Source organism: Cohnella sp. (assembly GCF_041641335.1).
In the GTDB taxonomy this organism is placed as follows: Bacteria; Bacillota; Bacilli; order Paenibacillales; family Paenibacillaceae; genus Cohnella.
Genome location: NZ_JBEPYQ010000003.1, coordinates 105627 through 126394 on the forward strand (window position 1 = coordinate 105627; position 20768 = coordinate 126394).

The window sequence follows — 20768 nt, forward strand, 5'->3', positions numbered from 1 at the left end:
AAAGGAGAGAAAAAAATGCAAACTATTGCAGGGAAAGTGGCGTTAATTACGGGAGCAGGGCGTGGGATCGGACGAGAGACGGCAATCGCGTTAGCTCGAGAAGGCATTCACGTAGGTCTTGTTGGACGTACGCTTGAAAATTTACAACGGGTAGCGGAAGAGCTTAAACCGTACACTGTGAAGGTAGCTCTTGCTGCTGCCGATGTATCGGATTTAGACTCGATCACCGCAGCGGTTGAATCCATTCGTGGCGAGCTCGGCTCCATCGATATCTTGGTCAACAATGCCGGCATATCCAAATTCGGCGGCTTCCTGGACTTAACGCCCGAAGAGTGGACAAACATTATCGATGTCAACGTCAAAGGCGTGTACTACACGACACGTGCGGTATTGCCGGAAATGATTGAGCGCAACACAGGCGACATCATTAATATCTCGTCAACGGCCGGTCAGAGAGGGGCTCCCATTACAAGCGCTTATTCGGCTTCCAAAGCGGCTGTAATCGGCTTAAGCGAGTCGCTTATGCTTGAAGTGCGCAAGAAAAACATTCGGGTGACGACGCTGACGCCAAGCACGGTTGCGACGGACATGGCGGTTGAGCTGAAGCTGACGGATGGTAATCCGGAAAAAGTGATGCAGCCAGAGGATTTGGCGGACTTGATCGTTGCCCAACTCAAGCTCCATCCGCGCGTCGTGTTGAAGCATGCCGGACTTTGGTCGACAAACCCGTAATCTTGCGTCAAGATCGTTTAACGTTTTCACGCGTTAGGCGATTTTTTTTGCGTCTGAGCTGTGGTCGGGAGACTCAAATACGATGCAGTCGTTTCTTCCAAGAAAAGGTTTGATCTGAAACTCCAATTCATTTATTTTCGTCGGCATCCGCCAATGTTTGTGCCTTAGTATCCTTCTGCTCCGCAGTAAGCCTCGCTTGCTGTGCGGAAACGGTGTCCTCGCCTTCCGGAATAGGATGGCCCTAAAAGGGAGCTAGATGCGGCAGATTTCCTCCGGGCAGGTCGGGCAGGTGTTGCAGCGGCATATTTGCTGCAAAGCGCTGAGGCTGCGGATGATGATTTTGCCGTAGCGGAAATCTAGAATGTCCTTTTCCTTAAACTCGTTCAGCATCCGGTTGACGCTCTCGCGCGTCGCTCCGATAAAATCGGCCAGCTCCGAGTGGGTCAGCTTCATGTCGATGCGGATTCCGTAAGGCTCGACCACGCCGAACGAATTGCTTAGACGAATCAAGGTCGAAGCCAGGGCGCCCGGTTTGCCGAAGAGCAGCAGATCGCGGAATTTCGATTGCGTGACCCGATGGTTGTAAGCCATCCAGCCCATAAACCCGAACGCCAGCTCTCCGTCTTGGCGCATGGCCGCCTCCAGGTCGAGCCGATGAATGACGCCGATCTCGGCGTTCTCCGTCACTTCCGCGGTGAAGGCGTATTGAAGGCCCATCTGCCCTGCCGCGAACTCGCAGATCATGTCGCCCGCCTGCAGAATCGACAGGATGTATTCCTTGCCGTCCTCGGTCGACTTGCGCAATTTTACTCTTCCGCTGCGAACAAAGTACGCATGCTCCGCTTCGTCGCCTTCCCAGAACAGGAAACCGCCAGCGGGGATCCGCATGGGAACCATAAGGCTTTCCAGTCGTTCGAACTGCTTAGGTTCGCAGAAGTTCGCGATCCCCATATGTCCGGGACACGCCCGAACCCCCGTTGTCCGTTCATTTGTCATCGCTACTGCCAGCCCGTTGCCGCTGCCCATCGCTGCCATCTCCCCTCGTTCTGTTATCTCTATCGTACCCTGAGCAGGAAATGAATGTTATCCGGGAATACGCTGAAATGCGAAGGGGAATTCCCCTATTTTTCTGTGAGGAATATCACATTTTGAACGGGGAAAACAGTGAAATCCAGAGCCCTGATGGCCCGTAATGCGGCTGTGCGGCCATTCTCCGCGCAAAGATGGGGGATTCTCCCTAGGCCTTTCAGGGGATTCCCTGACTTACAATCGGGGCCGGTCTAGCTACAATAGAAGAAGGACCAGGATCTGAACGGGGGAATGCCTTATGCAAACGAGGGATACACAGATTCAGGGAGTGCTCGACGGGGTTAGGGGAGCGGTCGAAAGCGATTTGGCGGCGCTTGCCGTCATCGATCGGAGAGAGCGAAGTACGCGCTGGAAATGGGCGTCCGGCAATTTGAACGATCGGTATTCCTATATAAGCGTAGGGTACGGGCAGGGGATCGAAGGCGAAGTGATCAAGGTGGGGCGCGGGCTCGTCTGGGACAGCGGGGAAGCCTGGAAGCGCGCCGATTCCATCTTGCTGACCGAGCGGCTGCAATCCGCGTATGCGGCTCCGGTAATGGCCGGACCGGAAATCGTCGGCATCCTGCTCGCGGGAAACCGAACGAAGCGCGCTTACGGTCCGCCGGAACGCGAGACGGTAACGAAAGCCGCCGCGGAGATAGCCGAATGGATCGGGGATTTGATATGATAGCAGCATAAGAAGGAAGGAGGCCGGATAATGATCCGAATATTGCTGGTCGACGATCACGCCGTCGTTCGATCCGGTTTGGCGATGCTGCTGAGCGCCAAGGAGGACATGGAAGTGGTCGGGGAAGCGGCCGAAGGGGAAGAGGCGATCGCCAAGGCGAAGCAGTGCCGTCCCCATGTCGTGCTGATGGACCTCAGCATGCCGCACGGCAAGGACGGGCTGAGCACGACCGCCGAACTGAAGAAGCAGCTTCCGAATACGGCCGTCTTGATTTTGACGATGCATGATGACGAGGAATATTTGTTCCGGGCGATTCATCTGGGAGCTTCCGGCTACTTGCTCAAGAGCGCCCCGCACGAAGAGATGATCAGCGCCATCCGCCATGTCGCCCAGGGCAACGCGTATTTGCACCCGACGGCGACTAAGCGGCTGATGAGCGAATACTTGGATAAACTGAAAAACGGCGGAGGCGACGCGGGAACGTACGAATCTCTGTCCGAGAGGGAACGCGAGATTCTCGCTAAAGTCGCTCAGGGCTACACGAACAAGGATATTGCCGAGCAGTTGATCATCAGCGTCAAAACGGTCGAATCCCACAAAAGCAATTTGATGGAAAAGCTCAATCTCAAAACGAGACCCGATCTGGTCAAATTCGCGATGAAGAAGGGGCTGCTGAATTTTGACGCATAATTACGGTAACTACGGATCGGCGGAGAGCGGCTCGCATGAGGACATGCTCAAGCAGTTGTCCGATCTCAAGTACGCGCTGGACGAGGCGTCGATCGTGGCGGTAACCGACCGCACGGGAAAAATCCATTACGTCAACGACAGGTTCTGCGACATTTCCGGCTATTCGAGAGAAGAATTGATGGGGCAGGATCACCGGATCATCAACTCGGGCCATCACGGCAAGGCCTTCATGAAGGAGCTGTGGCGGACGATCGGGTCGGGCAACGTATGGAGAGGCGAGATTAAAAATCGCGCCAAAAACGGAAGCTACTACTGGGTCGACACGACGATCGTGCCTTTCCTGAACGAAGACGGCAAGCCGTATCAGTATTTATCCATCCGACATGAAGTGACCGCGCGCAAGCAGGCCGAGGAGGAGCTGCAGCTGCTGCTCTCGCAGATGATGCGCATTCAGGAGGAGGAGAGGCGGCGGTTCTCGCGCGACCTGCACGACGGAATCGGCCAAAGCCTGTTCTCGCTGCTGATTTCCGTCGACGCGATCCTCTCCAGCGGAGCTCACGACCACCTGAACAAGGTCAGGGAGCAGATCGCCAATCTGATGGCGGACGTTCGCGGCTTAGCTTGGGAGCTGCGGCCTTCGGTGCTGGACGATCTCGGCGTCATTCCCGCTCTTCGCACGTATTTGGATATGTACTCCAAGCATTACGGCATACAGGTCGCCTTCTCCTCCAACCTGAAGAAAAGGCTCAACATTCAAGAGGAGACGACCATCTATCGCGTCATCCAGGAGGCGTTGACGAACGTCGGCCGGTATGCCGACGTATCCGAAGCGTCGGTCGACGTCCGGGACAACGGCTCCCATGTGCAGATCGTCATCCAGGATAAAGGCAAAGGCTTCGTCCGGGACGGCAGCAGGGAAGGCGTCGGACTGTTCAGCATGGAGGAGCGCGCGCGTGCGATCGGCGGTGAGCTTCGGATTCGTTCCGTCCCCGGCGAAGGCACGGGAGTCTCTCTGATCATCCCCCAACGACAAAACGAATGAACTAGACTCGCCCTCGCGGCGAGCTTTTTGCTGTCCGAGCCGCTGCCGGCCGTCGTTCCGTGCATGAGAATGGCGCCTTCTACGAATCCAGGAAATTCAGCAGTCCCAGCTCGAACCCTTTCACCACAGCGCCGATGCGGGTTTTGACGCCGAGCTTCTGATTGATGGACGCCAGGTGATATTCGACGGTACGCTGGCTAAGCGCGAGCTCCAACGCGATTTCTTTATTCGTCTTCTCCTTGGCCAGCAATTGCAGCACTTCCCTCTCCGCGGCGGTCAGAGCGTCGGGGGACGGAGCGGCGCCGATTTTCTCGGGGATGAGAATGTGCCCGAGCATACTTTGCTTGATCGCGTTGATGATGACGGAATAGGAGGACTGCTTGGACAGATAGGCGTGAACGCCGAGCTTGTATGCTTTGTAGTAGAACGATTCATAGGTGTAGCCGGACAGCAAAATGATTTTGAGCGCGTTGCCGTACTTCGTCTTTAATTGCCGGGCCAAGCTGAAGCCGTCGGTCTGAGGCAGGGAGATGTCCAGCAGCACGACGTCGGGACAGTCCAGTTCGATCTCGGCGAGGAACTCGCGAGGATCGGTGAACGAGCGCTGCACTTCGATGCCCGGCTCGGCGTTCAGACGGTTTTCCAGCCCTTCCAACACGAGGGGGTGATCGTCCAGCAAGCAGACGCGAATGTTATCGGTCATGGGATAGGCTCTCCTTCCTTGCGAAGAGGCAATTTAAGAGTTACGGACGTGCCCTGTCCGGGCACGGAGTCGATCTTGGCCGATCCTCCGAGGTGTTCCATCCGGTCGCACACCGACATTAGACCGAAGCGAGACCGGGCGGAGCCGGAGCGTCTCAGGTCCGCCGCGTCGGAAAAGCCCTTGCCGTTGTCGGATACGGAGCAGCAGACGAAGTCCCGTTGCAGCCATACGCTTACTTGCAGCTCCGACGCCTCCGCATGCTTGAACGCGTTCACGACCAGCTCGCGGACGGCGCGGAACAGATTGGTTTTGACGTAGGCGGGAAAAGGCTCCGGAGACGGCGCATCGTATTGCAGCGAAACGGCCACTTCGTCCGACTGGTTCATGTCGAGCAGCAGCCAGCGCAGCGCGTCCTGAAAGTCGCCCTTGTCCAAAATATGCGGATAGAGCGTGTCGCTCATCGACCGGATGCTGCGCTGCGAGTCGTACAGGCATTTTAGCCAGGCGGCGGTCCTCTCCGGATCGTACCGGCCGGTATCGTGCAGCTCTTCCAGATCGCGCGACAGGAAGATCAGGTTCTGCAGCAAATCGTCGTGAAGAAAATAAGATATTTTGATTTTCTCCTCTTCCCTGGCTTCGAGCAGCATTCGGCTGTAGGTCTGAAAGTCGCGAAAACGGCGTTCGCTCCGGTCCATCCGCTCCTTGTTCATGTCGTATTCGTTCTGCAGGCGGAAGAGCAGCCGAACGTTCAACAGCATCTGAATCGCCTCGACGCGAAACTTCTCGATCACCCGCTGCTCTTCGGACGAGAACATCGTCATATTCGTTTTCGGTCCGAGACAGAGACGGCCCAGACTCCGTTCGTCGGGTCCGTGGGCCAGCTCGATCGTCCGGACGAACGGAGGCTCTCCGTCCGGGGATTCCGCGGAGCCGAATGCCCATTTCCCTTCGTAGATGCCGGTGCCGTGAGCGATCGGCAAGCCTTCGTCGTCGTAATAGACAAGGACAAGCCCCTGAACCTCGATCGTCTCGTGAAGAAGCTCGGCGAACAGCTTGATAATCTCCCGAATGTTGTTCTTTTCCGCCAATTGAAGCGAGAGGCGCAGCTTCTGATGCTGGAGCCGTTCGATAATGCGGGTTTCCCTCTTCCGCAGCCGCAGGAGAACCCGGCGGTAACCGTACGTAAGCAGTCCGAACAGGGCGAACAAGCCCGCGGCATGGAGCGCCGAGCCGGCAGCCGCCGCCGTCAGGAACAGTCCGAGTGTCGCGCCGTAGTACAGCCCGCGTACCGCCAGCCGGGGAACGTAAAACTTCATGTCGAGCATTTGTCGCCGCACCAGCAAATAAGTCAGAATGCCGGATACCGGAACGAGGCTGACGAACGTATATTCGAGAGGGACGTAATTGCCCTGCCTGAGAAGGAAGGGGTAGGCGTACAGCAGCAGGTAAGGAAGCACCCCCGCGATCGTTCCGCTCACGAGGACGAGCACGTGATTTTTCTCGATCCGGTCGAATCTTTTCCAGTAAAAGGACGTTAATCCCGCCATCAGCAGCAAGGTGCCGGTCAGCGCCATATTCAACATCTGCGAGGCCCAGTCGCCAATCTTTCCGTTGACGATCCCGTACGCGATCACTCCGGAGAAAGCGGCCGAGTAAAGACGGTAGCCGAGCAGCAGCGTACGGAATCTGCCTTGCATGGAGCGGAAAGCGAACGACAGATAAAACGCCAGGAGACAGTAAGGCAGCCAAACGGCGCAGAAGGAGAAGGCGTAATTGGACAGATGCATCTCGTCCGAAAACATGGTCAAAAAGCAGGCGGCAAGCACCAAGTTCAGCGCGAAAAATTGCCGGATAAGCCGGGATTCGGGCATTTTGCGGACGGCGTATACCCCGACCCCGAGCAGAAACAGTTCCGATAGGAAGGAAACGCCGTACTTCCACAGGTTTTCGGCACCCGGCTCGACGACGATAGTCCGCCGTTTTCCGTTCCGGTCCTCCAATTCGACCCGCTTGACTCCGGTTACCAGCTTCTCGCCGCCGTTAACGAACAGCTTCGGATCGGACCGGCCATCGAACGACAGAAGACGGTCTCCGGGTTCGGCCTGCCAGCCCTCGGCGATCGATGCGGGCAATAGGGAAGAGACGAACCATTGACCGGAAGCGTGGCGTTCCGCGACAATCCCCGAGGCGGGAGTCGTCAGGGAATGGAGGTGGATATAGGCGGCCGCGCATAAAAACACCCCCAAAGAGACGTAGACGAACCAGAGACGTTTATGCGAGCGGCGGTGCGGAGACGGGGCAGCCATAGTTCACGATCCTTCATCTGCTAATCTGATCTTTCTATCATAATGGAAAACAAGCGATCCGTCTCGAACCGCTTGCTTTTCCGAATTTATAAGAGCTTCATGATGAGCGCGTAGACGAGAGCGGCCGCTTCCTGATTCAGCATCTTGTCTTTCGGCCGATAGTCGACCGGCCCTTCTTCGGATGCGGACACGTCGGGCCCGTATAGCTGGCGGCTGACGACGTATTGAACCCCATCGGAAGCCCATGAGGAGACAGTGCCTTGCAATTCCGCCCGCACCGGAGTCGCGCCGAGGCCGGCTCGGGCCAGCCGCCAGACGAATGTAGCCGCCTGCTCACGCGTCAAAGGCAGATCGGGACCGAACGAACCTCCCGCAATTCCGCGCACGACGCCAAGCTCCAGCGCCGTCTGAATATCTCCGGCGTACGGGCTGCCCTGCATATCGGCGAACGAAGAGGTCTGCGTAGAGGGCTGGAATCCGGCCAGCCGGATCAGTTGAGAGACGAATTCGCCGCGGGTAATCGGCTCTTCCGGATGAAACTTCTCCTTTCCGCCTTCGATCGCGCCCAGTTGTACAAGGTCGTATATCGATTGGGCATACGGGTGGTCGGCGGGCACATCCTTGAATCTAGGAGGCTCCGGGAGCTTCTCCGCCCAACTGTCGGACTTGTTGTAGGAGAAGAATAGGACGTTCCCTCGGTCGTCCGTCTTGAAGCCGGCGGGTATGCCTTTCTCATCATAGAACAGCAGCTCTCCGGTCTGGCGGAGACGATGCGTGCCGTAGGCGTCCTTGACGATCAGCGCTCCGCGCTCGGCGGCAATATCGTAGCGCCAAGCCGGCGTGCGCAGATCGCGGTACATGCCCTCGAAGCGAAGCAGCTGCTGCTTCGTCGGCTCCGGAGCAAGAAATTCGGGGCCGGATCCGGTTGCCGGAAAATATCGGTTCATAAACTGAGCGAAGAACGGCAGCCGTAGGTCTCCCTTGTCGCCGTTGAGCACGAGGAACATCCCGACGTTCTCTTCGGGCAGCAGCCATAGGTTCGAATGAAACCCCGCCAGATCTCCGCCTTTTTCCACGACCTTGCGGCCGTGATAGAATTGCGGGTAGTTCGACTCGAAAGCGTAGCCGACGCCCGGCACGTCCGGGTGGATGGACACGCTGTTGCGCTCCATCGCTTCTACGGACGCTGCGGTCAGGATGCGTCCGTTCGCCCCCTGGCCCTTGGCGAGCATAGCCAGCATGAACTTAGCCATGTCCGCTCCGGTGGAGAACATCCCGCCTTTCGGCGCGTTGTCCGGGACGTTGGGACTGTTTTCGAACGGTCGAAGCAGGGCGTCGTGGGGAGCGGCGAGCGCTTTTTTGACCCGATCGTCATAGATGAAGCTGCTATTCGCCATGCCGAGCGGCGCGAACAGCTTGTCGGCCATATAATCCTCGAAGGGTTGGCCGGATATTTTCTCGATGATGTAACCTTGCAGAGAGAACGCAAAGTTGTCGTAACGGAACACCTCGCCTGGCTTGCTTACGACCGTCGGCATCTTGTCCCGCAGGAAATCGTACAGAGGGTAAGGCGAATCGGCGGCGGCGGAATCGCCGAAGTCGAAGCCGGTCGTATGGGTCATCAGATGCTTCGGCGTCAGCGGAAAGCCGGTTTCGTTAGGGATGGCGAGATCCGGCAAATAAGTCTGCACGTCCCGGTCCAGATCGACCTTGCCCGCTTCGGCCAATTGCATGATTCCGATAGAAGTAAACAGCTTGGAGACCGATGCCAGGCGGAACAGAGTACGGTCCGGATCGATCGGCGTTGAGGCGGCAAGATCGGCATAGCCGAAGCCTTCGTTCAACAGTACCTGGCCGTCCTTGACGACGACAAGCATCGCGCCTGCCAATTGGTCCTGCACGTCCGGCTGCCGGAAAAACCGCTTCGCGAACGCCTCGACGTCGGCCTTGTCCAATACGGCGGCGGGGGGCGGCGCGGATGCGGACGCGAAAGCGGCGGCCGGCAGCAGCAGGAGGGCGGAGAGCAAGAGCAGCATTGTTTTTCTCATAGAAGACGCTCCTTCGGTTCAGGGAATACCTCTTATGCTAGCACGAGGCAGCCGGCCTGAAATCCGTAGGAGCGGGCGATACGCGCGAGGGTCCCGCATTTGTTTTGCGCGATCGCGCAAAAGGCGGGATAATGATCCGAATATTGCAGGTCGACGATCATGCCGTCGTTCGCCCCGGCCAGGCGATGCTGCTCAGCGCCGCTTCTCGCGCGACCTGCACGACGGGATCGGCCAAAGCCTGAGTTCCCCGACATGCCCGACAGAACCAGTGCTCCACCACCGAAATCCGTTTGCTTAAAGCACGGAATCGTCGCGGACCAAAGTTCTCCTGCGGTATTCCCGCGGAGTCATTCCCGTTTTCCGCTTGAACAAGCGGTTGAAAAACTTCATATCCTGGTAGCCGACCGCCGAGGCGATCGCCCCGATTTTGTTCGCGGATTCGTCCAGCAGCCGGCAGCTCTCCTGAATTCGCGCCTCTTGAACGAATTCGGTGAGCGACATGCCGGAGGCCGACTTGACGAGCCGCTGCAGCTGCCGCGCGCTGACGCCCAATTCGGCGGCGATGTCCTCGGCATTAAACGTCCGGGCGCAGTCGCGAACGATGCGTCCCAGCAGCTCGCGGATGCCGTTCTCCTCCGCAGGGACGGATGCCGAAGCGATTGGACTGCAGCGCCGGTACACGAAGACGAGCAACTCGATCAGTCCCGCGTACAGGCGGGCGGAATGTCCCTCCGCCGGCTGCGACGAATCCAGGAACAGCCGTTGCAGCGTCCATTGGGCTTCTCCGGCAGAGTCGCGAAGCGCGATCCACCTTTTCTCCTCCTCCGCCCTCCCGTAAAAATCCCGAAGCTTGCGCTCGAGCGGCAGCAAGCGAAAGACGTCGTCCAGGCACGCGCTTGCGAATACGCAATTATAGACGATAAGGCTTCTGTCCGGCGCCGCGGAGCGCGGGCGGAAGACATGGGAAACCCCGACCGGAATGTAGAAGAGATCGCCCTTCGTCACCTTGAAATGAGTGCCGTCGATATAATGCTCGCCTTCGCCTTCCGCGACGATGCAAATTTCGATAAAGTCGTGCGTATGCTCCTGAAGGTGAAACGATTCGCTTGCGCGATTAACATGAATCGGAAGCTCCGGCGCGAAAAACAGCGAACCGGGAGTGACGTGAATCGGTCGCTGGACGGTCATGGGGGGTCAGCCTCCTCGGCTTGCAGTTGTCTGAATCAGCCTTATTTTAAGTCCGAATCGACCTAAAAAGCAAACGTTTTCCCGGAGTAGAATAGGGGGTGTATGCGACAACTTCGAGAGGGGTACGGGGAAAATGAGACGAGAGCAACGAAAATGGCAGGCGGAATGGATTTGGGGCGGGGAAGAACGCCATGAACGCAATGTGTGGCGTTGCTTCAGACGAGCGTTCGAGCTGACGGAAGCGGCCGGAGCGGCCGAAATCGCCATCACGGCCGACTCGCGGTACGTGCTGTTCGTCAACGGGACGCAGTGCGGAAGAGGGCCCGTTCGCTCGTGGCCGGCGGAGCAGAGCTACAACACGCATTCGGTGGGACATTTGCTTCGCCAAGGAACGAACACGATCGCCGTACTCGTCATGAGCTACGGCTTGTCGACGTTTCAATATATTTTGGGAAGAGGGGGATTGCTCGCGGAGCTTGAGGTTAGCCTCGCCGGCAAGGGCAACGGCAACGGTAAGGGCAATGGCTCGGTCGTGATCGGGACGGATTCTTCCTGGGAGACGGCGCTATACGCCGGATACGATCGGCGCACGCCGCGCCTCTCGTGCCAGCTCGGATTCTCCGAAAGCATCGACGCGCGGTTGTCGGACGGCAATTGGACGACCGGAGGAACAGGCGCCGAAGAGTGGCAACCGGCGCGCGTGATCGGCCAGCCTGGCTGCGAACCGTGGCCCAGGCTTCTGGCGAGCGATATTCCCCCGCTGACCGAGGAGCCGCTATGGCCGGTTCGGGTCGAATCCCTGAAGCAGGTGCGGCCCGTGTCGTGGACGACCGCGCTCGACATTCGGAACGCGATGCTGCCGGACAGCGTCGGGCATGCGAATCCCGTCTCGTTCGCCGGCTATGTCGCCTTCGTCGTGCGGGCGAGCGAAGACGCGGACGCGACGTTCGGGTTTCTCAGCGGCTTCGGAGCGTTCCGGGGTATGGGACTCAATGGACAGCGCTTCATGGCAAGCGAGATGGAGGGGACGCTTCCCGAACGCTATGCCCGAACCCGGCTGCGGCAAGGAGACAACTTCGTCTGGCTCGAAACGTTAGGCTCCGATCACGGGACGGGGCTGCATTTCGGCATCGACTGCGAGGCGTCGTTCGAGATCGTATCGCCGATCGCCGGCCCGAACGGGGAGTCGCCCTTCGCGCTGATCGGTCCGTTCGCGACGAGGACGTACGTCGATCACGCGGAGCAAAATTCCCCACTGGACGACTATAAAGGTTTCGGCGGCAACAAAGAGCTCGATGCCGGCGCGTTCGCGGGCTTCGATGCGTACGCGAGGTTTCGGGACGCCGCTTCGGCCGCCGATCTGCAGAGCTTCGGAGAGTGGGTTAGGCCGTTTCCGCCCGAGCTCGCGGCGAGAGATTCGGTGTTCGGCAAGAGCGTCTGGAAGAGAAGCGAGCGGAGCTATCCGGTTCCGATGGAGCTCCAGTCCGTCTGCATGGCCGGTCCGCTTGCCGCGAACGTGCCGGTCTACCCGGACGGAGATACGGAATTCGTGCTCGATTTCGGCAAGGAATGGTCGGGCTATATCCGCTTCGAGCTGGATGCGCCGGAGGGAGCGGTGCTCGACTTCTACGGCTACGAGTACATGAGGGACGGCTGGCGGCAGGATACGTACATTCTGGACAACACGCTTCGCTATGCGAGCCGGGAAGGCTGGCAGACATACGAATCCCCGGTTCGCCGCGGACTCCGCTATCTGATGGTGACTGTTCGCAACGCAAGCCGTCCGGTCAGATTGATCGGCGTGCAGATCGTGCAGAGCAACTTCCCGGTCGCCGAAATCGGCCGGTTCCACAGCTCCGACCCGCTGCTGAACGACATCTGGGAAATCAGCAAGCATACGACCAGGCTGTGCATGGAGGATACGTTCGTCGATTGCCCCGCCTACGAGCAGGCGTTCTGGGTCGGAGACAGCCGCAACGAGGCGCTGGTCAACTACTACGTGTTCGGCGCAAGCGACATCGTCAAGAGATGTCTGGAGCTGGTGCCCGGCTCGTCCGTCCAGACGCCGCTGTACGCCGATCAGGTGCCGAGCGGCTGGAGCAGCGTCATTCCGAATTGGACGTTCTTCTGGGCGAACGCTTGCCTGGAATACGCGGAGCATACCGGAGACCGGGAGTTTGCCCGGAGCATCTGGCCGCAAGTCCGCTATACGCTGGAGCATTACTTGCGGAAGCGCGACGGGCAAGGGCTGCTGAGGCATAACGGCTGGAATCTGCTGGACTGGGCGCCGATCGATCAGCCGAGACAAGGCGTCGTCACGCATCAGAACGCGGTGTTCGTCGGGACGCTGCGATCGGCGGCCAAGCTGGCGGAGCTGGCCGGAGAAGCGGCTCAGGGAGTTCCGTTCGCGGCGGCGTCCGAGGCGCTGGCCGGAGCGATCAACGAGTTTCTATGGAGCGAGGAGCAGCAGGCGTATCTCGACTGCATTCATGCGGACGGACGGCGCTCCGACATCTTCAGCATTCAGACGCAGGTGATCGCGTATTTGAACGGCATCGCCGAAGGACCGCGCAAGGAGCGGTTGGCCGCTTATCTGGCAGAGCCTCCGCGGCATTTCGTGCAGATCGGAAGTCCGTTCATGGCCTTTTTCTACTACGAGGCGCTGACCGCCCTCGGCCGCTTCGACATTATGCTCGACGATATGCGCAAGCACTTCGGGCAGATGATCGAATTCGAAGCGACGACGTGCTGGGAGATGTATCCGGATTTTGCCGAAAACCGTCCGAATCCGAATATGCTGACCCGCAGCCACTGCCATGCCTGGTCGGCGGGTCCGGGCTATTTCCTGGGCACCTGCGTCCTGGGCGTAACCAAGGCCGCGGACGGCTGGAGCCGCGTCCGCGTCGCCCCGCAGCCGGGCGATCTGAAGTGGGCGCGCGGGGCGGTTCCGCTTCCGGGAGGCGGCCGCATCGACGTACACTGGCGGATAGAGGACGAAGCGGGAGTCCGCGTATTCCGACTGGACGTTAGAGCGCCGGAAGGCGTTGAGGTGGAGCTCGTGTCGCCGGACGGATGCGAGCCCCGGTTGCGTCTGGCAAGGGGGTAGTCCATGCTTCGGTTTCTGTCCGAGTTGACGATTTTCCGGAAACTGGTTCTCACCTTCCTGCTCGTCCTTGCGCCGCTCTACGTCATAAGCCTGCTCATGAATGAGTCCGGGTCCCAGACGCTCAAGACAGAAATATCGAAGTCGATGTATTCCAAAGTCAGCTACTACATGAACACGATCGACTCGGAGTTCGCCCGGATCGTCCTGCAGCAGTTCGAGCTGATGTACGACGACGATCTTTCGAAGCTGAGCGTCGCCTATTCGGCGATGAACAATATCGAGAGAATGCAATCCACGCTCCGCGTGAGCAAGCGGTTGGACGTCTTGAAGAGCTCCAACCGCTATGTCAAGGATATGGCGGTCTATATCCGCTCTATCGAACGCACGATCGCGACGGGAAGTTCGTCGGTCCGGTTTCCGGCCGACGAATTTTTCCGTTCCGATACGTTCCGCGACACGGCGGAAACGCCGGTCCGGATTTGGAACGACCGAATGTTCATCAGCTTTCCCTATCCCGAACGGACCTATCTGGAAGCGCTCGACGGTCCCTCCTTCGTCGTTCATGCGGAGATCAACGTCGATGAATTGACGGAGGACCTGAACCGGTTCGTCTCTCACGAGGAAGGAGGCACGATTCTGGCCGAAACGAGCGGCACGTGGGTGTTGACGGATCGGAATTCCCCGGAATTTCCGGATTCCGCGCTGGCTTGGTTGCACGGCACGACAACGGGCGAAGAGGCAAGCGGAACCGGATCGGTGACGGTGGCGGATCGCCGGTACATGGTTACCTACGAGAGAGCGCCGAGCCTTGACGCGGTCATGCTGACCTATACGCCGGAAAAGCAGGTGCTGGGGCCGATCCTGAAATACAAGCGCTGGTACTGGCTGCTGTCGCTTGTCTCGGTCGTCGTCATGCTGGCGTTTTCCTATTCGATCTACGGTCTGATCCATCGTCCGCTCGTGCGCCTGCTGCAATCGTTCAAGAGCGCCGAGATGGGCAGATTCGAACGGATCGGCGCCTACCGCTTCAAGGACGAGTTTTCCTATTTGTATCTCCATTTCAATCAGATGATCGAACGGCTCAAGGTGCTGCTCCATGAAGTGTACGAGCAGAGGTATCGTGCGCAGCTGGCGGAGCTTCGCAAGCTGCAATCGCAGATCAATCCGCATTTTTTCTATAACAGCTTTTTCATCCTGCACCGAATGGCGCAGTCCGAAGACCACGAGAGCGTCATGCGGCTGTCCCGGCTTCTGGGAGACTATTATCGGTTTATCGCCCGGGACGGCAAGGACGTCATCGATCTGGAAACCGAGATCCAGTTCACGAGAACATACGTCGAGATCCAGAGCATTCGCTTCGGCAGGCGAATTTCAATCGATTTCGCGGAGCTCCCCACCGTCTGGCGCACCGTACCCGTCCCGCGATTAACGCTGCAGCCGATTTTAGAAAACGTTTACAATCATGGCTTGGAGAAGAAAAGCGCGAACGGACTCGTGCGAGTCGGCTTCGAAGAGGACGAGGAGTACGTCCGGATCGTGGTCGAAGACAACGGAGAGAGCTTGGACGACCGGCTGCTGGAGGAGTTGAACGCCCGACTGAAATCTCCCGAATCCGTCGAGGAAAGCACCGGGCTGATCAACATTCACCGGAGAATCCGGATCTATGGCAAGGAGAGAGGCGGGTTGTCGCTGTCGCGCGGCGAATGGGGCGGACTGAAGGTAACGATTCGGATTCCGAAGGAGGGGGAGAGCGATGTACAAGCTGCTTCTGGTTGACGACGAGCATTGGATCGTGGACAGCCTGTACGCGGTGTTCGAAGAACGGAGCGATCCGGAGCTTCGCGTGTATAAAGCGTATTCCGGGGAAGAGGCTTTGGCGGTGCTGGACCAGACGAAAATCGATATCGTGCTGTCCGATATCCGCATGCCGGGATTGAGCGGGCTGGAGCTGCAGGACGAGATTCGGAGGCGGAGGCAGGACTGCAAAATCATTTTTCTGACTGGCTACGACGAATCCGAGCTGGTGCGCAAAGCGGTCCGGGAAGGCGCGATTAACTATATTTTGAAATCCGAGGAAGACGCGATCATTCTCGATTCCATTCAGAAGGCGCTGGAGAGCATACGGGAGGAACGGCGCGGCAGAAATTTCCTGGACTCCGCCAGGCGCCAATTAAGACTGGCCTTGCCGGCGCTGCGCAGCGAGTGCTTGAAGAAAATGTGCGAGGGCAGCCGAACTGCGGGCTCGCTCTCTCCGGACATGTTCGAGGATCTGGCGGTGAAGCCGGATCTGCAGAAGCCCGTGCTGCTCGTGCTCGGCAAGGTCGACGAGTGGCGTCCGTCCGACAGTCTGGCGGATCAACGGCTTCTCCTGAGCGCGCTGGAGAACATTGGGGAGGAATGCTTCGCCGGGTTTACGCTCGTCAAGGCTTCCTTCGACGACCGCTCCTTCGTCTGGGCGCTGCAGCCAGCGGAGCAACAGGAGCCGCTCGTCCCGGAGGGAAGCCTGAACGCCTTTGCGTACGGCACGCTGGAGACGGTTCAACAGATCGCCAAAGAAATCTTGCAGCTGACGGTCTCGTTCGCGATCGTTCGCGACCCGATCGCCTGGAGCCGGCTGCGCGCGGGATACGCCTGTCTCAAGCGCTCGCTCATCCGCAGATTGGATGGCGAGCTGGTCACGGTCGTGAACGTGACGGAGGACGCCGCCATGGAGCAGAGGCTGGAGGAGGAGCAGCAAATCCGGATGCTGTTCGGGAAGCTGCTCGAGGAGGGCGGGCTGCAGCCGGAGCAATCCGATGAAAGCTGCCGGATTATCGAGGAAATCCAACAACTGATGGATTCGTCATCTCCGGAGCCCGCGCTATATTCCGAAATGTACCTTTCTCTGGTAGCAGGCATGCTGTCCGGGGTCAAGGACTGGGGAGGGAAGGAAAGCGCGCCGATGCTGGAAGGGGTGTGGAAGCTGCTGGAGGGCGATCGGATCCTGAGGCCGGCGGAAGGGTTGGAAGAGATAAGGAAGCTGCTGACGACATGGAACGAATGGAGACAGACGGAACGTCTGGAGGCCGGGAGCCGGATTGTCGCCGCCGTCCATCGGTATATCGAGGAGCATCTGAACGAAGAGCTGTCTTTGACCGTGCTTGCCGAGAAGGTGTTTCTGAATCCGGCCTATCTGTCCCGGGTCTACAAGGCGAGGACCGGCAAAAATCTGATCGATCACATTAACGAAAGCCGAATCGCTAAGGCGAAGGATCTGCTGGATGGCACGCTGATGAAGGTAGTCGACGTCGCCCGTTCCGTCGGGATCGAGTCCCCGGCCTATTTCACCCGCCTGTATAAAAAAATGACCGGCTTCACGCCGCAGGAGTACAGAGAGAGCGCTTTCGGCGAACGCGTAAAAAACGAACAACGATTGTAGATATTGTCTCATTGAGAAGGGGGCGATCGGGCCGGATAATGAAGGGGAACCAAACACGAGGAGGCAGGATGGGATGAAAAAAAGCTTAAATTCAAAGCGCGCGACGGCCTGCGCGCTGCTGGCTCTTGCATTGGCGCTATCGGGCTGCTCCGGAGGAAATTCCGGGAAAGGAGACGCTTCGCAGCCTGCGTCTTCCGCGCCGGCATCGTCCGCACCGGCCCAGTCCGGCGAGGCTGCCTCATCCGAAGCCGGGGAAGACCCTTACTTCGGAAAGTACGAGCAGCAGGTCGTGGTGACGACCGTGCGTTCCCAGGACGATACGTACAAGTTCGACGCGGGGGAATCGCTGGACGAGAACGTATGGACTCGGACGCTCGAGTCCGAGCTCAACCTTAAGGTCAAGAACCTCTGGGTGGCGAACGGAGAGCAGTTCGGCCAGAAGATGAACGTATCGATCGCCTCCGGCGATCTGCCGCAGATCATTCCCGTCACGGCGATCCAGCTCAAGCAACTGATCGATTCGGACCTCATTATGGATTTGACGGAGGTTTACGAGAAGCATGCCTCGCCGTTTCTGAAGGAAATCATGAACCAGGGCGGTCCCGAGGTGCTCGACTCGGCCTCGTTCGGAGGCAAGCTGATGGCGCTGCCGTTTACCGGCTCTTCCCAGGACGGCTACTCCATGTACTGGGTGCGCACGGATTGGCTTGACAAGCTGGGACTTAAAGCGCCGGCAACGATAGACGAATTCGTAGGAGTGATGGAAGCTTTCGTCAAGAACGATCCCGACGGCAACGGCAAGGCGGACACGATCGGACTGTCGCTGTCCAAGGGACTGTTCGGCGTAGGTTATGCCACGCTGGAGGGCTTTTTCAACGGCTATCGCGCCTACCCGCGTCTCTGGCTCGACGACGGCAGCGGGAACCTCGTCTACGGCTCTATTCAGCCGGAGATCAAGGAAGCGCTGGCCAAAGCCCAGGAGCTGTATGCTGCAGGCTTGATCGATCAGGAGTTCGGAGTCAAGGACGGCGGCAAGGCGGCCGAATTGGCGGGCTCCGGCAAAGCGGGCCTCCATTTCGGCGGAATGGCTAACTCGATCTGGCCGCTGCAGCCGAGCCGGCATAACGATCCGAACGCGCAGTGGCAGGCGTTCGCGCTTCCTTCGGTCGACGCCGAGCCGGCCAAAACGCCGCACAATCTGGCGGTCGGAACGTACTATGCGGTTTTGAAAGGAACGGAGCATCCGGAAGCGCTGGTCAAGGCGTTAAACGTCTTCGTGGAAAAAGGATGGGGCAAGGAGACGACGCCGGATACTTACTCCGAGCACTTCAACAAGGGCGGCGTAGAGCGGCACAAATACCCTCCGTTCCAGGCATGGCCGTCGCGCAAAAATCTGGATGCCCATCTGTCGGTGTCCCATGCGATTCAGAGCGGCGATACGTCCCAGCTTAACGCGGAGGAGACCGATTATTACAACCGGATTCAGAGCTATCTGGGCGGAGGAACGGAAACGCTCGATTGGGCGTACGACCGGGTATTCGGAGTCGACGGCTCGTTCTCCGTCATCAACAAGTACGTCGAAGACAATCTGGTTGCCCGCAACGGATTTTACGGAGCGCCGACGCCGACGATGGCGTCCAAGAAATCGACGCTCGACAAAATCGAGGAAGAAACGTTTACGCGCATCATTATGGGGGATTCGATTGATTTGTTCGATAAGTTCGTCGCCGATTGGAAGAAGCTCGGGGGCGATCAGATGACGGCCGAAGTCAACGAATGGGTCACAACGAAATGATTACGCGGCCGGGAGCTACGCTGCGCAGCCGGTTCCGGAACTTTCCGCTCCACCTTATGCTGCTTCCGGGCGCCGTCATCGTGATGATCTACAGCTACTTTCCAATGTTTGGCATCGCGATCGCCTTTCAGAACTACATTCCGGCCAAAGGTCTGTTCGGATCCAATTGGATCGGCGCTGACAACTTCCGGTTCGTCTGGGATTTGCCCGGGTCCAGACTGGTGCTGCGCAACACCGTGTTTATCGCTCTGATGAAGATCGTCGCGGGTCTGGCCATTCCGATCGTCGTGTCGCTTATGCTGAACGAGATGCGCAAGGAGTTCATTAAGCGAAGCGTGCAGACGCTGATCTACCTGCCGCACTTCCTGTCGTGGATCATTCTGGGAGGCATTCTGATCGATATTCTGTCGCCCTCCACGGGGATTGTCAACGAGGTCGTCGCGGCGCTCGGCTTCAAGCCGATCTATTTTCTCGGCAACAACGACGTGTTCCCTTACGTACTCGTCGTGTCGGACGTATGGAAGGAATTCGGCTTCAATACGATCGTCTTCCTGGCGGCGTTAACCGCGATCAATCCGGCGTTGTACGAAGCCGCGATCGTGGACGGGGCCAATCGGTGGAAGCAGACGCTGCACATTACGCTGCCCGGCATGATGCCGATCATCGTCCTGATGGCGACGCTGAGCTTGGGCAACGTGCTCAACGCCGGCTTCGACCAGGTGTTCAATCTGTACAGTCCCCAAGTGTACGAGAGCGGAGACATTATCGACACGCTCGTCTACCGGATCGGACTGCTGGACGCCCAGTACGGGATCGCGACCGCGGTAGGATTGCTGAAATCGGTCGTCGCCCTGGCGTTTATCTCGCTGTCGTATTTCTTGGCGCATCGCTATGCGAACTACCGCATTTTCTAGAAGGAGGATGACTGCATGACCGAGCGTCTTTCCTTCGGCAGGCGCGTCTTTATCGCATTTAACTACTCGTCGCTTATTCTGATGTCGCTGCTCTGCATCCTTCCGTTGATCCATGTGCTGGCCTTGTCGTTCAGCTCCAACGCGGCGGCGACGGCGGGTCTGGTGAAGCTGTGGCCGGTCGAGTTCACCGTGAAATCGTATGAATTCGTGCTGAATCGGCCTGAGTTCGTCCAGTCCTTGCTCGTGACGCTTCAGCGCGTCGGGCTTGGCCTGCCGCTGAACCTGCTGCTGACCGTCCTGGTCGCTTACCCGCTATCCAAGGAGTCGACGCGATTCAAGCCGCGAACCGTTTACGTCTGGTTTTTCGTCTTCACGATGCTGTTCAACGGCGGTTTGATCCCGACGTATATGACGATCCGATCGACCGGCTTGCTCGATTCGATCTGGGCGCTGATCCTGCCGGGGGCGGTGCCGGTGTTTAACGTCGTGCTGCTGCTCAACTTCTTCCGCGGTCTGCCGAAGGAGCTGGAGGAGGCGTCGTTCATGGACGGGGCCGGACATTTCCGAACGTTGTGGAAAATCTATCTGCCCTTGTCGCTTCCGGCGATGGCCACGATCGCGCTGTTTACGACGGTCGGCCATTGGAATTCCTGGTTCGACGGCCTGATCTACATGAACTCGCCGGAACGCTATCCGCTGCAAAGCTACCTGCAAACCGTCATCTCCCAGCGCGACATGACGCTGGCCTCCTCCACCGATCTGGAATTGCTCGCGGAGGTGTCCGATCGAACGGTCAAGGCGGCGCAAATCTTTATGGGCGCGTTGCCGATCTTGCTCGTCTACCCGTTTCTGCAGCGATACTTCATGAAAGGAATCGTGATGGGCAGCGTGAAGGAGTAACGCCGTCCTTGCAGATATTTTCTATACCACGGAAGGCCGTCAGGGAAGTTTCCTGACGGCTTTTCCATACTGTACTATTTAAATGGTTTGCCGGACTTCGTTAAGCTGGACTTGCTTACCTAGTTGTAGCTGGATTTGCCGTGCTGCGGAATGTTAGGCTCCCGGATTCG

Annotated in this window: 15 protein-coding genes; 10 read left to right on the forward strand and 5 right to left on the reverse strand. The window is 58.4% G+C overall.

The window, feature by feature from the left end; translation table 11 throughout:
* Positions 1 to 15 precede the first annotated feature (15 nt).
* Positions 16 to 732, forward strand: coding sequence for a 3-ketoacyl-ACP reductase (locus tag ACESLM_RS01850; protein ID WP_372629443.1), 717 nt, complete (start codon positions 16 to 18; stop codon positions 730 to 732).
* A gap of 252 nt (positions 733 to 984) precedes the next feature.
* On the opposite strand, the gene ACESLM_RS01855 is transcribed toward ACESLM_RS01850, so the two are convergent.
* A complete protein-coding gene (locus tag ACESLM_RS01855; RefSeq protein WP_372629445.1) occupies positions 985 to 1758 on the reverse strand; it encodes a Crp/Fnr family transcriptional regulator in 774 nt (257 codons plus the stop codon).
* A 301-nt stretch (positions 1759 to 2059) separates the two neighbouring features.
* Between ACESLM_RS01855 and ACESLM_RS01860 the strand changes: the two genes are divergently transcribed.
* From ACESLM_RS01860 to ACESLM_RS01870, 3 genes are read left to right on the forward strand one after another with little or no spacing between them, the layout of a single operon-like run.
* Positions 2060 to 2488, forward strand: coding sequence for a GAF domain-containing protein (locus tag ACESLM_RS01860; protein WP_372629447.1), 429 nt, complete (start codon positions 2060 to 2062; stop codon positions 2486 to 2488).
* Positions 2489 to 2518: 30 nt separating this feature from the next.
* Complete coding sequence (locus tag ACESLM_RS01865) at positions 2519 to 3178, forward strand: response regulator (RefSeq protein WP_372629449.1); 660 nt, start codon at positions 2519 to 2521, stop codon at positions 3176 to 3178.
* Between the two features lie 43 nt (positions 3179 to 3221).
* Positions 3222 to 4220: a PAS domain-containing sensor histidine kinase gene (locus tag ACESLM_RS01870; protein ID WP_372629482.1), complete on the forward strand. Its 999-nt coding sequence runs from the start codon at positions 3222 to 3224 to the stop codon at positions 4218 to 4220.
* A gap of 79 nt (positions 4221 to 4299) precedes the next feature.
* Here ACESLM_RS01870 and ACESLM_RS01875 read toward each other — a convergent pair whose 3' ends face one another.
* The 4 genes from ACESLM_RS01875 to ACESLM_RS01890 form a co-directional block, all read right to left on the reverse strand.
* Positions 4300 to 4923, reverse strand: a complete 624-nt coding sequence (locus ACESLM_RS01875) for a response regulator (RefSeq protein ID WP_372629450.1) — start codon at positions 4921 to 4923, stop codon at positions 4300 to 4302.
* The gene (locus ACESLM_RS01880) at positions 4920 to 7229 is read right to left on the reverse strand and encodes a sensor histidine kinase (protein ID WP_372629452.1); all 2310 of its coding nucleotides are present in this window, start codon (positions 7227 to 7229) and stop codon (positions 4920 to 4922) included. The genes ACESLM_RS01875 and ACESLM_RS01880 overlap by 4 nt, the downstream gene beginning before the upstream one ends.
* 86 nt (positions 7230 to 7315) lie before the next feature.
* Entirely contained in the window at positions 7316 to 9277 is a 1962-nt protein-coding gene (locus tag ACESLM_RS01885) for a serine hydrolase domain-containing protein (RefSeq protein ID WP_372629453.1), read from the reverse strand.
* 294 nt (positions 9278 to 9571) lie between these two features.
* Entirely contained in the window at positions 9572 to 10465 is an 894-nt protein-coding gene (locus ACESLM_RS01890) for a helix-turn-helix transcriptional regulator (RefSeq protein WP_372629455.1), read from the reverse strand.
* A 133-nt stretch (positions 10466 to 10598) separates the two neighbouring features.
* On the opposite strand from ACESLM_RS01890, the gene ACESLM_RS01895 reads away from it, so the two are divergent.
* From ACESLM_RS01895 to ACESLM_RS01920, 6 genes are all read left to right on the forward strand, one after another.
* Positions 10599 to 13571 (forward strand): family 78 glycoside hydrolase catalytic domain, encoded by a 2973-nt coding sequence (locus ACESLM_RS01895; RefSeq protein WP_372629457.1) that lies wholly within the window; start codon positions 10599 to 10601, stop codon positions 13569 to 13571.
* A 3-nt stretch (positions 13572 to 13574) separates the two neighbouring features.
* Positions 13575 to 15347 (forward strand): sensor histidine kinase, encoded by a 1773-nt coding sequence (locus ACESLM_RS01900; protein WP_372629459.1) that lies wholly within the window; start codon positions 13575 to 13577, stop codon positions 15345 to 15347.
* A complete protein-coding gene (locus tag ACESLM_RS01905; protein ID WP_372629461.1) occupies positions 15325 to 16989 on the forward strand; it encodes a response regulator transcription factor in 1665 nt (554 codons plus the stop codon). Before ACESLM_RS01900 ends, ACESLM_RS01905 begins: the two co-directional genes overlap by 23 nt.
* Positions 16990 to 17062: 73 nt before the next feature.
* A complete protein-coding gene (locus ACESLM_RS01910; protein WP_372629463.1) occupies positions 17063 to 18784 on the forward strand; it encodes an extracellular solute-binding protein in 1722 nt (573 codons plus the stop codon).
* Positions 18766 to 19698: an ABC transporter permease gene (locus ACESLM_RS01915; protein ID WP_372629465.1), complete on the forward strand. Its 933-nt coding sequence runs from the start codon at positions 18766 to 18768 to the stop codon at positions 19696 to 19698. Before ACESLM_RS01910 ends, ACESLM_RS01915 begins: the two co-directional genes overlap by 19 nt.
* Positions 19699 to 19713: 15 nt before the next feature.
* Positions 19714 to 20598 (forward strand): carbohydrate ABC transporter permease, encoded by an 885-nt coding sequence (locus ACESLM_RS01920; RefSeq protein WP_372629467.1) that lies wholly within the window; start codon positions 19714 to 19716, stop codon positions 20596 to 20598.
* The last annotated feature ends 170 nt before the right edge of the window (positions 20599 to 20768 follow it).

Coding starts and splice junctions, on each gene's coding strand:
- ACESLM_RS01850 (WP_372629443.1), top strand. CDS start 16: ATGCAAACTATTGCAGGGAAAGTGGCGTTAATTACGGGAGCAGGGCGT.
- ACESLM_RS01855 (WP_372629445.1), bottom strand. CDS start 1,758: ATGGGCAGCGGCAACGGGCTGGCAGTAGCGATGACAAATGAACGGACA.
- ACESLM_RS01860 (WP_372629447.1), top strand. CDS start 2,060: ATGCAAACGAGGGATACACAGATTCAGGGAGTGCTCGACGGGGTTAGG.
- ACESLM_RS01865 (WP_372629449.1), top strand. CDS start 2,519: ATGATCCGAATATTGCTGGTCGACGATCACGCCGTCGTTCGATCCGGT.
- ACESLM_RS01870 (WP_372629482.1), top strand. CDS start 3,222: ATGCTCAAGCAGTTGTCCGATCTCAAGTACGCGCTGGACGAGGCGTCG.
- ACESLM_RS01875 (WP_372629450.1), bottom strand. CDS start 4,923: ATGACCGATAACATTCGCGTCTGCTTGCTGGACGATCACCCCCTCGTG.
- ACESLM_RS01880 (WP_372629452.1), bottom strand. CDS start 7,229: ATGGCTGCCCCGTCTCCGCACCGCCGCTCGCATAAACGTCTCTGGTTC.
- ACESLM_RS01885 (WP_372629453.1), bottom strand. CDS start 9,277: ATGAGAAAAACAATGCTGCTCTTGCTCTCCGCCCTCCTGCTGCTGCCG.
- ACESLM_RS01890 (WP_372629455.1), bottom strand. CDS start 10,465: ATGACCGTCCAGCGACCGATTCACGTCACTCCCGGTTCGCTGTTTTTC.
- ACESLM_RS01895 (WP_372629457.1), top strand. CDS start 10,599: ATGAGACGAGAGCAACGAAAATGGCAGGCGGAATGGATTTGGGGCGGG.
- ACESLM_RS01900 (WP_372629459.1), top strand. CDS start 13,575: ATGCTTCGGTTTCTGTCCGAGTTGACGATTTTCCGGAAACTGGTTCTC.
- ACESLM_RS01905 (WP_372629461.1), top strand. CDS start 15,325: ATGTACAAGCTGCTTCTGGTTGACGACGAGCATTGGATCGTGGACAGC.
- ACESLM_RS01910 (WP_372629463.1), top strand. CDS start 17,063: ATGAAAAAAAGCTTAAATTCAAAGCGCGCGACGGCCTGCGCGCTGCTG.
- ACESLM_RS01915 (WP_372629465.1), top strand. CDS start 18,766: ATGGGTCACAACGAAATGATTACGCGGCCGGGAGCTACGCTGCGCAGC.
- ACESLM_RS01920 (WP_372629467.1), top strand. CDS start 19,714: ATGACCGAGCGTCTTTCCTTCGGCAGGCGCGTCTTTATCGCATTTAAC.